This window comes from Acinetobacter sp. ANC 5600 (assembly GCF_002018395.1).
Taxonomy (GTDB): Bacteria; Pseudomonadota; Gammaproteobacteria; order Pseudomonadales; family Moraxellaceae; genus Acinetobacter; species Acinetobacter amyesii.
Genome location: NZ_MVKW01000010.1, coordinates 13,977 through 28,641 on the forward strand (window position 1 = coordinate 13,977; position 14,665 = coordinate 28,641).

16 protein-coding genes and 1 pseudogene are annotated in these 14,665 nt (G+C 44.5%); 5 read left to right on the forward strand and 12 right to left on the reverse strand.

From position 1 onward, the window contains the following. Window positions 1-24 precede the first annotated feature (24 nt). Window positions 25-339 (reverse strand): helix-turn-helix domain-containing protein, encoded by a 315-nt coding sequence (locus tag B1201_RS15360; protein ID WP_078194292.1) that lies wholly within the window; start codon window positions 337-339, stop codon window positions 25-27. Then, a pseudogene (locus tag B1201_RS17275) lies at window positions 320-630 on the reverse strand (transcriptional regulator). The gene B1201_RS15360 and the pseudogene B1201_RS17275 overlap by 20 nt, the downstream one beginning before the upstream one ends. A 264-nt stretch (window positions 631-894) precedes the next feature. Here B1201_RS17275 and ribA point away from each other — a divergent pair. Continuing rightward, window positions 895-1,497, forward strand: coding sequence for a GTP cyclohydrolase II (ribA, locus tag B1201_RS15370; protein ID WP_078194293.1), 603 nt, complete (start codon window positions 895-897; stop codon window positions 1,495-1,497). Window positions 1,498-1,623: 126 nt separating this feature from the next. Here the strand turns inward: ribA and trpA are convergent, their stop codons facing one another. Next, window positions 1,624-2,412, reverse strand: coding sequence for a tryptophan synthase subunit alpha (gene trpA / locus B1201_RS15375; protein WP_078194294.1), 789 nt, complete (start codon window positions 2,410-2,412; stop codon window positions 1,624-1,626). Then, the gene (gene trpB, locus B1201_RS15380; RefSeq protein ID WP_078194295.1) at window positions 2,409-3,620 is read right to left on the reverse strand and encodes a tryptophan synthase subunit beta; all 1,212 of its coding nucleotides are present in this window, start codon (window positions 3,618-3,620) and stop codon (window positions 2,409-2,411) included. The genes trpA and trpB overlap by 4 nt, the downstream gene beginning before the upstream one ends. Before the next feature lie 102 nt (window positions 3,621-3,722). Between trpB and B1201_RS15385 the strand changes: the two genes are divergently transcribed. The 4 genes from B1201_RS15385 to B1201_RS15400 all read left to right on the forward strand — a co-directional run bounded on the left by B1201_RS15385 (window position 3,723) and on the right by B1201_RS15400 (window position 6,475). Further along, complete coding sequence (locus tag B1201_RS15385; protein ID WP_078194296.1) at window positions 3,723-4,604, forward strand: LysR family transcriptional regulator; 882 nt, start codon at window positions 3,723-3,725, stop codon at window positions 4,602-4,604. A 118-nt stretch (window positions 4,605-4,722) separates the two neighbouring features. Further along, window positions 4,723-5,295 (forward strand): nuclear transport factor 2 family protein, encoded by a 573-nt coding sequence (locus B1201_RS15390; protein ID WP_171263815.1) that lies wholly within the window; start codon window positions 4,723-4,725, stop codon window positions 5,293-5,295. Beyond that, window positions 5,271-5,771, forward strand: a complete 501-nt coding sequence (locus B1201_RS15395; protein ID WP_078194298.1) for a chalcone isomerase family protein — start codon at window positions 5,271-5,273, stop codon at window positions 5,769-5,771. Before B1201_RS15390 ends, B1201_RS15395 begins: the two co-directional genes overlap by 25 nt. A gap of 11 nt (window positions 5,772-5,782) precedes the next feature. Next, window positions 5,783-6,475, forward strand: a complete 693-nt coding sequence (locus tag B1201_RS15400; protein ID WP_078194299.1) for a response regulator transcription factor — start codon at window positions 5,783-5,785, stop codon at window positions 6,473-6,475. Here B1201_RS15400 and B1201_RS15405 read toward each other — a convergent pair. The 8 genes from B1201_RS15405 to B1201_RS15440 form a co-directional block, all read right to left on the reverse strand. Next, a complete protein-coding gene (locus B1201_RS15405; protein WP_078194346.1) occupies window positions 6,472-7,794 on the reverse strand; it encodes a sensor histidine kinase in 1,323 nt (440 codons plus the stop codon). The genes B1201_RS15400 and B1201_RS15405 overlap by 4 nt on opposite strands. A gap of 39 nt (window positions 7,795-7,833) precedes the next feature. Further along, window positions 7,834-8,883, reverse strand: coding sequence for an SAM-dependent methyltransferase (locus tag B1201_RS15410; RefSeq protein ID WP_078194300.1), 1,050 nt, complete (start codon window positions 8,881-8,883; stop codon window positions 7,834-7,836). An 8-nt stretch (window positions 8,884-8,891) separates the two neighbouring features. After that, window positions 8,892-9,671, reverse strand: a complete 780-nt coding sequence (locus B1201_RS15415) for a DUF1295 domain-containing protein (protein WP_078194301.1) — start codon at window positions 9,669-9,671, stop codon at window positions 8,892-8,894. 25 nt (window positions 9,672-9,696) lie between these two features. Beyond that, on the reverse strand, window positions 9,697-10,893 hold the full coding sequence (locus B1201_RS15420; protein WP_078194302.1) for an SAM-dependent methyltransferase: 1,197 nt from the start codon (window positions 10,891-10,893) through the stop codon (window positions 9,697-9,699). Next, complete coding sequence (locus B1201_RS15425; RefSeq protein ID WP_078194303.1) at window positions 10,890-11,684, reverse strand: DUF1365 domain-containing protein; 795 nt, start codon at window positions 11,682-11,684, stop codon at window positions 10,890-10,892. Before B1201_RS15425 ends, B1201_RS15420 begins: the two co-directional genes overlap by 4 nt. 9 nt (window positions 11,685-11,693) lie before the next feature. Beyond that, window positions 11,694-12,977 carry an NAD(P)/FAD-dependent oxidoreductase gene (locus B1201_RS15430; protein ID WP_078194304.1) on the reverse strand — a complete coding sequence of 428 codons (1,284 nt, stop codon included), beginning with the start codon at window positions 12,975-12,977 and terminating at the stop codon, window positions 11,694-11,696. Then, on the reverse strand, window positions 12,974-13,960 hold the full coding sequence (locus B1201_RS15435; protein ID WP_078194305.1) for an acyl-CoA desaturase: 987 nt from the start codon (window positions 13,958-13,960) through the stop codon (window positions 12,974-12,976). The genes B1201_RS15430 and B1201_RS15435 overlap by 4 nt, the downstream gene beginning before the upstream one ends. Window positions 13,961-14,095: 135 nt before the next feature. Beyond that, on the reverse strand, window positions 14,096-14,644 hold the full coding sequence (locus tag B1201_RS15440; protein ID WP_078194306.1) for a lipocalin family protein: 549 nt from the start codon (window positions 14,642-14,644) through the stop codon (window positions 14,096-14,098). Window positions 14,645-14,665 lie beyond the last annotated feature (21 nt).

Sequence of the window (14,665 nt, forward strand, 5' to 3'; positions counted from 1 at the left end):
GCCCTCAATCAAGAGCTATATAAATCAAGCCAGGCTTTCTTTTACAAATTGTGGATCAACAATAAATAATCGAATAAGCGATGTTGCTGCTCCTGAAGGTCTTCTAGTACCTTGTTCCCAAGATTCGAGTGTACGTCTCGAAACACCCAGAAGTTTGGCAAATTGCTCTTGTGTCAGTTGAGCCTTTCTACGAGCTAATGCTACATCGGTCTCAGTAATTACAGTTCTTTTAGCTGCATTATTAGCAAACATATCATCTATACCTTGCAAGATTTCAGCTTCAATATCTCTGGTTCCTTCAAAAGCTTCGAGTTCTTTTTCAGTCATTAAACGAGTCATTTAATTTCTCCACCAATGCTTGAAGAGTTTTTTTACTAAGCTGTACAGTTTGCTTTTTACTGTACAGGGTTACCAAATCTCTCCATTTGTTAAACGATTAAAGTAGATGACTCTGACACCACTACTTTTACCTCTCCCACCGCTCGTCCAACTAATTTTACGAATGCCACCTGAATTAGGCTCTACATCTCCTGCTTCAGGATTTAATGCCAAGAATGTTTTGAATTCTTCCTGAGCCCAATAAACAAGACAGTATTTAGTAAATAATGGGGTTTCACATATTGTATACATTACTTGTATTTATACTACCTTGTAGTAATTTATTCTATACGACTATGTAGTATTTTTAAGTATTAATTTTGAGTTTTTTGTTTTTAGTTCTTACATAATTCCAAAGATAAAATTAGATGTAACTTATTGCTTTTTTTATTGAAATTTACTTCAGACACTAAAAAATCTTGTGTTTTCACATAAATTTCACTATCTGAGAACTATTTTAGGTGGAAAGTAATAGTTGAAAGTTTCTAAATTCTTAAAATACAGGGGTATAATTAAATGGCTATAGAATTTGTTTCCAAATCAAAGTTACCTACTGCATTTGGCGATTTTGAAATTATAGCATTTCAAGACCAAAGTACTGGTGAAGAACATATTGCTCTTGCCAAAGGCATGGGTACTATTTCTAATCAACCTGTACTCGTTAGAATTCATTCAGAGTGCTTAACAGGTGACGCTTTTGGATCACTCAAATGTGATTGTGGCCCCCAATTACATTCAACCATGAAAATGATTAATGATGCAGGTCAAGGTGTGATCTTATACTTGCGCCAAGAAGGTCGCGGCATAGGACTAAGCAATAAAATTCGAGCTTACGCCCTTCAAGACCAAGGACATGATACTCTTGACGCCAATTTATTATTAAATTTACCAGCAGATGCTCGTAAATATGATATGTGTACCATTATGTTAGATTATTTAAAAATAAAGAATGTAAAACTCATTACAAATAATCCCCTTAAAATTAAATCTTTAACTGATTTAGGAATTAATGTTGTTGAACGTATTCCTTTAAAAGTTGGTTTAAATATCTTTAACAAAGCTTATCTTGAAACAAAGCAAAAACGCATGTCACATCTATATGATAATAGTGATTTTTAAAAAAGCGATCACTTTTAGAAAAATATCCACGTATAAAGTTCCATCTCCCTTTCGGGAGAAGGACAAGATAAAATATTGTTTTATATTCAATTATGGTTTTAAAGAAGATTTATGAAAGGTGCCTGACTATTCTTTATTTTGTCTCAGTATCTGTGCAAAAACCGTCACTTTTTCTAAAGTCGCATTCATTCCCTTATTAAAAAAAGTATCAACAAGCGCTGAGCCAATGATAATAAGATCTACTTTATTGGCTAGTGCTTTAACATGGCTTTCATTTTTGATCCCAAAACCAATTGCAACAGGTATATTAAAAATCGGCTTAATTTCAGTCATCTTTTTCTCAAGATAAGATAAATTGAAGTCTCCTCCTGTTAATCCATTTTCTGCAACATGATATAAAAACCCTGTCGCGCGCGCTGAAATTTGCTCTAACCTTTCAACTGGGGTCGTCGGCGCGGTCATTGCAATTAAATGCATATTTTTTTCATTTAATAGCACCTCAAAGTTTTCTCGATATCCATATGGAGCATCTAAAATCAATATTCCATCTATAAGATTTTCTGTTTCAGCGATAAGTGTCTCAAAACCATATTGCATAATCGGATTTAAATAAGTCATGAAAATTATTGGTGTCTTGTCATCATGCAGCCTGATTACTTTTACCAACTCAATGGTCTGTTTTACCGTTTGACCTGCATCTAAAGCCCGAAGATGCGCTGCCTGAATGATCTCTCCATCTGCCACTGGATCAGAAAATGGAATACCCACTTCAATAATGTCAGCCCCTGCTTGACCCAATTGGCTTAACAGACGACAACTTTCTGTAAAATTAGGATCTCCAGCAGTAAAATAACAGACCAGACCGCTTCGATTTTCCAGTTTCAATTGCTCTAATTTTTGATCTAGACGGTTCATGCTGTAGCTCCTGCAAGATATTTTTTGACCGTGTTTAAGTCTTTGTCTCCTCTGCCACTTAAATTGACAATAATGATCTGTTCTGGCTGCATTTCTTGAGCAAGTTGAATCGCATATGCAATTGCATGAGAACTCTCAAGAGCAGGAATAATACCCTCCTGTTCGCTTAAAAGCTGAAAGGCATTTACCGCTTCTTGATCGGTGATCGCCGTATATGTAACACGTCTTGTTTCAAACAGAAGACCATGCTCAGGACCAACACCAGGATAATCTAAGCCAGCTGATATAGAGTGCCCCTCTAAAATCTGCCCATCTGAATCTTGTAATAAATAAGTTAAATTGCCATGCAGCACACCGACTTGACCCTTGCAAATAGAGGCGGCATGTTCACCGCTATTTGTTCCTTTTCCACCCGCTTCAACGCCAAACATTTTGACATTCAGGTCTTCTAGAAAAGGATGCATCAACCCTAATGCATTTGATCCCCCGCCAACGCAAGCAACTAGAGCATCAGGCAGTTTATTTTCTTTCAGGAGTATTTGGTTTCTGGCTTCTAAACCAATAATTTTCTGAAATTCTCTGACCATGTTGGGATATGGATGAGGGCCTGCACCCGTACCCAATAGGTAATAGGTTGTATCCACATGACGAATCCAGTCACGTAATGCTTCATTCATGGCATCTTTTAAAGTCCCACGCCCTTTTTGAACACTTCTGACTTCAGCACCGAGTAATTTCATACGTTCAACATTCATTTGTTGCCGCTGAATATCTGTTTCTCCCATAAAAATGGTACATTTCATCTTAAACAGCGCGCAAACCGTTGCTGTTGCAACACCATGTTGCCCAGCACCCGTTTCTGCAATGATTCTGGTTTTGCCCATAAATTTGGCTAATAAGATTTGCCCTACACAATTATTGATCTTATGCGCACCCGTATGGTTCAAATCTTCTCGCTTGAAATATATTCGAGCGCCGCCTGCATAAGCTGTTAGGTTTTTTGCATAAAAAAGAGGACTAGGACGACCAACAAAGTCCGTTAAAATCTGCTGATATTCAGCCCAAAATTCAGGTTTGTGCCGAACAGTATTAAAGGCTTGTTCTAATTCTTGAAGTGCTGGCATTAAGATCTCTGGCATGTAACATCCGCCAAATTGACCAAAAAATCCCAGGTCATCAGGACCATTACCTGTATAAGGGGTTGTCATCTCATATCTCTTTTACTATCAAAACTTGTTTGATCTTAAAATATTTTCATTTTTATGATAATTGATATATTTTGAGCTTATGGTGTTAGAGAATTTTACAACATGAAACGCAGAACATTACCTCCGCTTAATGCCTTAAAAGCTTTCGAAGCTGTCGCCAGAAATAAAAGTTTCAGCTTAGCTGCCGAAGAATTATGTGTAACCCATAGCGCGATTAGCCATCAAATAAAGCAGTTAGAAGAATGGTTGGATAAAAAATTGTTTATTCGACATTCCTCGACCATCTCTCTGACGGCGGATGCCGAAGAATTATTGCTCGTTTGTACGCAGCTTTTTAATCGTTTAGAACAATGCGTCTTTGAGTTAACTACTAAGACATCTGAAGTAGAAGTTGTCATAGGTGCTTCTCATAGTTTTATGGCAAATTGGCTGATTCCGAGATTAGAAAAGCTCGAAGTCATTTATCCCAATATCCATATCAAATTAATGACATGTAATGACTTAAAATTGTTAGAAAAAGAGAAAGTTGACATATTTATCAATAGCGTCAGTGAGCATCATCTACTTCCCAACTTTTTGAATAAATATCTGTTATTTCCCGATAACATGGGTCCTATTTGTAATCGTGAAATAAATCTTCTTCATTCCGTAAATGATCTTTTAAACTATCCATTACTTCATACCCACTCAAATAAAAGTGCATGGCATACATGGTTCGATCAGTTTCAAATACGCTTTTCCCCAAAAGCGAATGAACGTTATTTTGATAGTCTGAATTTAATGATAGAAGCTGCCGTGTCTGGGTTAGGAATTGCCATAGCACCTCAAATTCTAGTAGAAAAAGAAATGTTAAATGGAAGGATCATTGCCCCTTTTGGTTTTATCTATTGTGACTATAATTTTTATGCAATGGTCAGAAAAAATAACGAAAATCGTGATGTTATGAATATCATTGATTGGTTAATGGCCGAAGAAAAAAGTTAAACATTTAATCTTTGATTTGAAAAATTCTATTCAATTGCTCATCTATAACGTCTATTTCACATTCTGTTCACGCTGTGCTGCCTAAGGTATAAAGATACACTTCATACGGACACTGATGATGAGACTTGTAAAAACACTTATTGCTACAGCCTTATCCTTGCCGCTTCTGTTGTTAGCCGGATGTAAAAGTATTCCCAGTTATTCAGCCGATTACGCCCAATCCAGAAACGGTATTCAGGGGATAGCGCTGGATCAGGCTAAAGCTCAGGATATCGGCCTCCGCTTTACCTCAGCTTTTAATACCTTGGGCACACCAGAATTTGTGGAAAGAGCCGGATCGCTGTATGCCGACCAGCTGTTTATTAACGATACCCTATCGCAATTTTCATCCCGTCAAAATCTACTCGAGCACTTTCAAGGCATGAACAAACGGGTCAGCAAGGTCAGCGTCAAGCTGTTAAACGCTTCTTATTATCAGGACTCTGCCTACGTGCACTGGCATATGATCTATGATTTTAAAATGTTCGGCACGACCCGCAGTATGGACTCTTACGGTATCAGTGAAATCAAGATTAACGAAAACAACAAGATTATTTTCCAGCAGGATTTCTGGGACCCTGCGAACGGCCTGTACCGTTCCCTGCCTTATGTTGGAGGGGTCTACTCATGGCTACTGCCTTTCAAAAAATAGCGATCAGCACGGCTTTAGTGATGGGATGTAGCTTCAGTCCATGGGCACAGGCACAAAGCCTGAATCAATGCGGCAATGGTCCGCTGATGGTGGGTCAAAAACAGGTCGGTATGGCCAGTTATTTTGCCCAAAACTGTAGCCAATCCTGGGAAAAACAAAATATACAGATGGACTTTTCCTATACACAGAATATTCCGGAATGGGCATTTAAGCGTGCGGCCACACATTTACTGAAACGTAATGTTAAAGACGCAAAAATACATGCTCTATTCAACCCAATCACCGATTTGTATCGTCCGGTCAGATCAGGCGACCTGTACCGTTTAAAATACAACCATGCTACACAGACCCTGAGCTTATCCTTGAACCAGCAAGGTTTAGGGCAGCTTAGACATCCTCTGGCACAACAATATTTTAATATATGGCTGGGTCCCCAGCCATTTAGTGCTAAATTAAAACAGCAATTATTAAATTAGTATCTGCCGCTATGTCGAAACATTTTATCCTGATGGTTGAAGACCATTATGAACTGGCCTCTACCCTATGCGAGTTTCTGGAAGAACATGGCTTTGTGGTCGATCATGCCCGCAATCTGAGTGCTGCTAGACAATTACTGAAACAGCAACGCTACCATATCTTGCTACTAGACATTAATTTGCCTGATGGTTCTGGTTATGAATTGTGCGAGTGGTTACGCAATGAAGAGGGGTTGGACTTACCTGTCTTGATGCTTACCGCTCGGGATACCTTGGATGATAAACTCAAAGGCTTCAATTCCGGCACGGATGATTATCTGGTCAAGCCCTTTGACTTTAACGAGCTGGTGGTTCGGGTCAAGGCCCTGATCAAACGCTCCCTGGGTGAAGTATCCAACAGTCGTCTGCAAATTCATGACCTAATTTTGGACCCCGCAACACAGCAGCTAACTCGAGCTGGCCAGAACATTGAATTGCCTCCAATTCAGTTTAAACTTTTGAAGCTACTGATGCGTCACTCTCCTAAAGTACTGACCAAACAGGAAATTATGATGGAGCTTTGGGGTGACGAAGAGCCAGAAAGTGATGCTCTGCGCAGTCATATCTATAATTTACGCAAAATGGTCGATAAACCCTTTGAACAAAAGCTGATTCACACCATATCCGGGATTGGTTTAAAGATTGCTTTCGAAGATGAAGCCTAATTTAGGTACACAACGACAATCAGTCCAGTGGTCATTGCCAGGTCAACATTCTGATGGGTGACAATATAATATTGCCTGTCAAACAGCTCCACACGCCAACCTAGCTGTTTGCATAGCTTTTGCACCAATTGCAATCCAATGCCATGCCCTTTGATTTCCAGTTGTAGCTGCTGGCCAGACAGTTCCTGAACCTTAGAATTGTTAGGTAAAGGCATGCCGACCCCATTGTCAGCAATCAGCACTTTATTTTTTTCTAGAATCACATCAATTTCTGTGCCCTGTGAATAGTTCAGCGCATTGCGCAGAATATTACCAAACACCATTTTGGTCATGGATGGATAAAGTTTACGCGGCTGTTCATCGAGGTCTTTTTGCAGGTCAATCTGCATGCCTTTGTTATGACTGACACTCTCTAGATCCTGCACCAGATTGTCCAGACATTCTGAAAGCATGGTCGGTTCAGCAGTTAAAGTATTGGTGGTATTGCGGGCAATGGCCAGCAAGGTATCGACCAGCAGCTGCATGTCTTCAATGGTGTTATGCAGGCGGGTAAAGGACTTGTTGTCGCCATAGCGTGCCTGACACAGCTGCACATTGCCTTTTAAAATGGTCAGTGGCGTGCGCAGCTCATGGCTAACATCTCCGGTAAATTCACGCTCACGCTGAATAAATTCGCTTAATACCTGATGATATTTTTCCAGCGCCTGCTTGAGGTATTCAGCTTCCAGATTGGAGTCGGTGCGGATGTCCTGAAAAGGCGAAGCCTGATTTTTCTGATGTTCCCAGTCGATATGTTCCAGCGCATTGGCCAACCGGGTAATCGGGGAAAAATAACGTCGGGCCCGACGGTTCCACCACCACAATACGCTATATAGCACAAACAGGCTGACCATCAGCGGTGCCAGACCAAACAGCCAGACCAGCTTGTTGACGTTGCTTTCGCCAAACACCAGCAGCACATGCTGTCCGTCTTTTTCACCATACACGGTCATGCGCTCCTTGCCATCGACAAAATGCCGGTTCACCCCTTGCTCAAGCTGCATGTGGCGAAATTGGACTGGCGGCACATCGCTCCAGCGGTAACCATACAGGTTTTTGGTGTCGGGCAGTTCAGCAGCCGGATTACGTTCCAGCCGCTGCCAGTAGTGTGACATTTCCTGTTCTAGCGCAGTTCTGAGCAGGGAACCCTTGATTACCCAAGCACTACAGCCAATCCCGATCACCACAGACAGGGCAATGAATCCGATTTGCAGCCAGTAATAGCGGTTAAACACCTCACCCAGAGGATGATCGTGTTTGTCCCTGAACAGCTTTAACATTGGTGCATTCCCCGCTGGCCCATCCGATTCGCCATTCAATTATACGGTTTTCTTTTTAAACAGAAAGTGACCGATCACCCACTCGCGTCCATGCTCATAACCGAACAGCTCGGCACAGGCCATAAAGAAAATCCGCCAGCGTTGCCACCAGATGGAGGCATCTGCACCATAGGTCTGTTCAAACAGGGGCTGCAGCTCGACCTGTTTCCGGTCCATGTTCTCCAGCCAGGCATTTGCGGTGCGTTCATACTGCGTGCCGGCCCATTGCCAGTGCTGCTCTAATTGCAAATGCTGCTGGAAATGCAGAAAGGTCGAAGCTGCCGGCATCAGTCCGCCACTAAAGAAATATCTCGACATCCAGTCGAATTCATTTTTCACTTCAAACGGATAATGCAGGAAACGGTGACAGAAAATATGGCACCAGAGCAGACCATCCGCTTTCAGCCAGCTGCTGATATTTTCAAACAGTTTCTGGTAATTACGTACGTGTTCAAACATTTCCACCGAAACTACGCGGTCAAAGGACGCGGGTTCCAGTTGCAGTACATTGACGTCGCAGGTGATCACCGTCAGGTTCTGCAGTTTTTTCAGACGCGCCTGTTCCTGAATATACTGGCGCTGGGTCGAGGAATTCGACACCACCGTAATGCGGGCCTTGGGATAATGCTCGGCCATATACAGACTCAACGATCCCCAGCCACAGCCAATTTCCAGAATATCCTGTCCATCTTTTAACTGTGCACGCTGGCAATAGCTGGCCAGTGCGGCTTCTTCCGCCTGATTCAGGGTGGTATGAGTATGTTCAAACAGGCTAGCGCTGTATTTCAGACGCTTGCCCAGCACCGCCTGGAAAAATGCGGTGGGCAGTTCATAGTGCTGTTGATTGGCCTTTTCGGTCTCGATGGCAATCTCGCTGTTTTTCAGCATATGCAGCACATCCATATAGCGCCGAGCTGCCAGTGCCGGGTCAAAGCGTCCTTCCTGTGCCAGACGTTTTTTGCTTAGGCTGCGAATGCCGGCGCGAATGACTGAATCGGGCAGCTTGCCGCTTTCGACCAGTTTTAAAGATTGTTGAATCATAAAGTCCATGTATTTACCTACTGTTTGGGTGGCCACGGAATAAACATTGAAGTTCGTCGTTGATAGTCTTTATAGTTGTCGCCGCGATGTGCCAGCGCCTGTTGTTCACTAAAGGGAATCCCGGTGATGTAGTACAGAAACAGCCACATCAGCAGCGGATAAATCCATAATCCATAGGCACCTGCTGCCAGACCAAGGACCGGATAGGCAAACCAGTGCAGCCATTCAAAGAAATAATTCGGATGGCGCGAATATTTCCACAAACCCTGATCCATGGTTCTCCCCCGGTTTTGCGGATCGAGCTTAAAACGGTAAAGTTGCTGATCGGCAGTGCTTTCGCCTATCAAAGCGGATAGCATGATCATGCCCGCCACAATCACAGTGACCAAAGTCCAGTCATTCCATTGCTCGGTCGAGATACTTAACAGCTTCAGCATTGGGTAAGAAAACAGTAGAGCCAATCCTGCCTGAAATATAAAAAACACCAGAAAACCAAGATGCTGATACTCCCCCATCGCTCGGCGCATGTTGGCATAACGCGTGTCTTCTTGGGTTTCACTGGCATAGCGCCGTAACAGATGCCAAGTCAGCCGTGAAAACCAGATCCCACTCGCCAGTCCCAGAAATAAGCGAACCAACATCGGTGCACTGTCAATCGCCCAAGCGGCAATAATCACATTGAGGGCAATACTGAAACTCCAAGCGACATCGACCAGCCCTGCTCTACGGTTATAGGTCACCAACACCCAGCTACAGAGCATGATAAAGACATTCAGCATCAGTAAGTTCAGCAGCATTTCGGCCCTCCTGCTTTATCTTGGCTTAGTAGGCACTGGCTTCGAACAGCAGATGTACATCACTGATCACGCCTTCGCGGAAGCCACCTTCGCAATAACACAGATAAAAATCCCACATGCGGATAAAACGCTCATCAAAGCCAAGCCCAAGTACCTGATCATGCTGCTGCAAGAAACGCTGACGCCAACACTTCAGGGTTTGTGCATAGCTTTGACCAATATCTTCCAGATGTTTGAGACGAAGTTTTTGCTCAGAAGCGGTCTGGGTCATGACACTGATACAGGGAATAAAACTGCCTGGGAAAATATAGCGCTTGATATAGTCCACGGTATTCAGGGCTTTGGCATAGCGTGCATCTTCAATGGTGATGGCCTGAATCAGGGCCAGACCATTCGGTTTCAGCAGCTCACGGCATTTCTGGAAATAGGTGGATAAATACTGCTCACCTACGGCTTCGATCATTTCAATCGACACCAGCTTGTCGTATTTGCCTTCCAGTAAACGGTAATCTTTCAGCTGCACAGTCACGCGATGTGACAGTCCGGCTGCAGCGACCCGAGCCACGGCTTCATCATACTGTGCTCTGGAAATGGTGATGGTGGTGACCTTGCAGCCATACTGCTGAGCGGCATAAATGGCAAAACCACCCCAGCCGCTGCCAATTTCGACCAAATGATCCATCGGTTTGAGTTGCAGTTTCTGGCAAATCAGCTCTTTTTTATAATCCGAAGCCTGTTCCAGGCTCATGCCCGGCTCTTTAAACACCGCACTGGAATACATCATGCTGTAATCCAGGAACAGCTTGAAAAAGTCATTACTCAGGTCATAATGCTCGGCAATATTTTTGCGGCTGCCATCAATCGAATTCTTGCGCGATTTATACCAGACCTTTAACAGTAACTGGCTGGCTTTGGCCACTGCATTCTGATTCATCAGATCCAGCACATCGCGGTTACGTGCCAAAATGCGGATCACATCGACCAGATCTTCACTGCTCCAGTAGCCACGGATAAAACCTTCGGCAGCACCCAGTACACCATTACGGAACAGTAGATCCATCAGACGGACATCATGCACCTGTATCACCGCCTGTAAATCGCTATTTTCCCCGACAGCCCCGTTCCAGACACCTTTAAAAATCAGCTGACCATGGCGTAATTTCAGCAGGTGGCGCAGTACCACCGGCAGTGTGCTTTGCTCTCCCATGAATAGTGTTTTCATCGCAATGTGTTTCCTTTTTCTTTTTTAGGATGTCGGTAAAACGGAATTTTCTTTTTCCATAAACGAAAGGCGTGCAGATAAATTCCGCTGACCATCCTGAAGGGTTCAAGAACTTTCAGTACAGCATAGCGATACTGCTGTGAAGGAACCGTGATGGCCTGCAAGGAAAATTTCAGGGTGGCATCGAATTGCAAGATTCCCTGCTCAAACAGCTGCATATGAATCACGTTTTGCCGATCCGAAAAGCTGAAGCGCCAGCGATAATCCAGCCCCATCGGCATGAACGGCGACACATGAAAGGCCTTTTTAAAGTCAAACTGGTGACTCTGGTACGACGCATATTCGTCTGCATTGTTCCGGCAGTCGTGAATGTAGACCTGTCGTTCATTCCACGGTGTGTTGGTGATTTCACTCAGCACAAAGAGCAACTGGTCGGTGGCACCAAAGACCAGATAAAACACTACGGAATTGAAACGAAAGCCGAGTGTTCGTGGCAAAGCTAGCACCCGGATAGACGCGGCATGCGGAAGCAGGTAGTTTTCCCGCTTGATCAGCAGGCGTGCAATCTTCTGCCGAATCGAGCCACATTCCATAGTCAGAAAATCGCGCTCATCTAGGGTCAGGAAATTCCAGCGGTTAGATGACCACAGCCAGGATTTTCGGGTAAACGTCGCGAGTTGATCTGGATCAAACCATAGATAGCTTAGCTGGGTTTTAAAAGCATGGGCTTGGGGCAAATAACGACGATGCCGGATTTCAGCAGAGGCAATCGCCAGTGGAAACATTTGCATCATATCCTCCTAGGCGGCCTGCTCGGTCTGTTTTAAGAGCTGATCGACCACCCATGCAGCGCTACGGGCACCATCTTCATGAAAGCCCCAGCCCCAGTAAGCGCCACAGTATGAGGTGCGGTTCTGGCTATTGATCTCGGCCCAGCGTTGTTGTGCTTCAATCGCGGAGGCATCAAACACCGGATGACGGTAATGCCGTTCGACCCAGACCTTTTTCGGATCCAAGGCAAAGTTAGGATTCAGGGTGGCAAAGACTTGGGTTTTGCAGTTCAGGTTCTGCAACTGGTTCATCCAGTAGCTAAAGCCATAATGTGTGCCACTGTGCTGGAATGGCGTCTGTTCAGTGGCCTGAGTCGGCGTGACGTGTACATGCCAGCTGGCCCACTGGCGACGGGATTTGGGCATGATAGAGGTATCGGAATGTACCACCATGCGGTTATCCTGATAGCGGAACTTGCCTAGCACGTCCAGCTCCTGCGCGGTCGGGTCTTTAAGTAGTTTCAGGCTGTCGTCAGCATGACTGGCAAAGATTACCCAGTCAAAACGCTCACTGCCCTGTGCTGTTTCAACCAGTACATCATTGGAACTACGGGATACATGAAGCACACCCGTTTTGCGGAAGATAATATTCGTCTGGGACTGAATCGCACGAACGTAGCGAGCCGATCCACCCTTGACCGTGAGCCATAACGGCCGGTCTTTCAGTTGCAACATGCGATGGTGCTGGAAAAAGCTCACCACAAATTTATAGGGAATCTGTCCGGCCTGTTCCACCGGACAGGACCACAGCGCTCCACACATCGGATAGAGATGTTCCTGACGGAAGGCATCGCTATAACCATGTTGATTTAAATACTCATCAATACTGAGCTGTGCATCGACCTGTTCCACATCCAGATCTTTATTGGCCGCATAGAAACGGAACAGATCCGACAACATCGCGCGAAAATCAGTCTTGAGGAAATTTTGTGGCCGCAACAGCAGCGAGAATTTTTTTGACGGATTGTACTGCAAGCCGCTGACCTGATTATTCACTGAGAAGCCCATATCACTGCTTTGCGACTGAATCCCGAGTTCTTTCAGCATGGCGCAGAACAGTGGATAGTTATGCTCGTTAAACACAATAAAGCCACTGTCGACGGCCACCTGTTCGCCGTCTATATTCAGCTGATGCGTGTCGGTATGGCCGCCAAAGTAGTTATTCTTTTCAAACAGCGTGACCTCATGCGCTTTGCTGAGTTTCCAGGCGGCATACAGACCGGAAATACCTGAACCAATAATTGCAATTTTCATGGTGATTCCTTTGAATGAATAGTCGGAGTGCCGGTCTTGGCAGCTTTTTTCTGTTTTCGAGCCCGGGTAATTTTACTGACATCATAGACACGTGCAGGAATCGGCTTGAGTCCCCAGACCAGCCCGAACCAAGACATGAGCTTTAGCAGGTAATAGGTCACATCAATCTGCCACCAGTAAAAACCCTGCCGGGTACTGCCGGCATAATAATGGTGATTGTTGTGCCAGCCTTCGCCCAATGTAATGATCGACAAGAATAAGTTGTTGCGGCTATGATCTTCAGTGTCAAAATCCCGGCTGCCATAATGATGCGCCAGTGAGTTAATACACAAAGTGGCATGGAGCAGTAACACAGTTGAGACCACAAATCCCCAGACCAGCAATTGCAGGCCGGAGGTACCGAGTTGCGGCCAGGTCATAGCCAGCCACTCCCCTAGCGCATAAATACCGCCCGCGGTCAGCACCACCACAATTAAACTGAAACGGTCCAGCCAGATCAGTTCCGGATATTTCAGCCAATCTCTAATGACTTCTTTACGCGTGGCAAAGTTATATTCGTTTAAAAACCAGCCAACGTGGCTGTACCAAAAACCATGCGTGGAGGAATGCGGGTCTTGCAAGGTATCGGTATAGCGATGGTGATAACGGTGATGCGCCGCCCACCAGAGCGGGCCACGCTGCGCACTCATGGTACCCATCAACACAAACAGGAACTGTACCGGACGCGAAGTCTGAAAAGTTTTATGTGACAGATAACGATGAAAAAAAGCGGTGATGGAAAACATGCGGATCAGGTAGAACGCCAGCATAAAGCCCAGCGCAAACCAAGACACTCCCACCCAGAACACGGCGAAACAGGCCAGATGCAACAGAATAAAGGGCAAAATCCGCAGCCACTGAATCTTGCTGTTTTCAGCCGTCAGTGTTTCGGGCGCTGTGGGTGTAGACCAGCTGTCTATCCATCGCATCAGACTGTTCAACATGGACTCATCCTATTTTCAAGCGATTGTCTTTATTCTATTTGATGAGTGTAATCAGTCAGATATGAATTTTATGTGAAGTAAATAAAAAAAGCCGAACTGTAGAGAGACTAGGCAGTTCGGCAAAAGGGTAACAGATTAATGCGGCAATTTGATCAATTTTGTCACGTCATAACCATAATGTTTTGCGGTTTCCAGATAGGACTGATAGGTGGCTTCATCGAGTTGCGGTTCACGCGATAAAATCCACAGATATTTATTACTCAGTCCACCCACCAGCGCCACTTTATATTCCGGATCCACTCGTAATACCCAGTAATGACCTTTGGTAAACGGAATCCATCTTAAGCCTTGCGGCAAAAAACTGACCTTCAGTTTGCTGTTGCCCGCATTTTGCGGATAGGCAACTCCTTCAGAGCTGATCATCTCACCGTTGCCAATCCGGCAACTATTCAAGACACGCATGGTCTGATCGGCATTGAGGCTATATTGCGCCGTGATATCCGAGACGCATTTACGCTGAAAATACATCGGTAAATGCGCAATTTCATACCACTTGCCTGCATACTGCTGGATATCCACCTGATCGACTGCCTGAGACGCAGCAGTTTCTGCTCGGGTCGTGGTACTTAAGCTGATGATGGCCAGTGCCGTCGCTGCAAAAACCGATTTGAATCGCATGTTCATTTTTAGCCTTGTTTAATTACA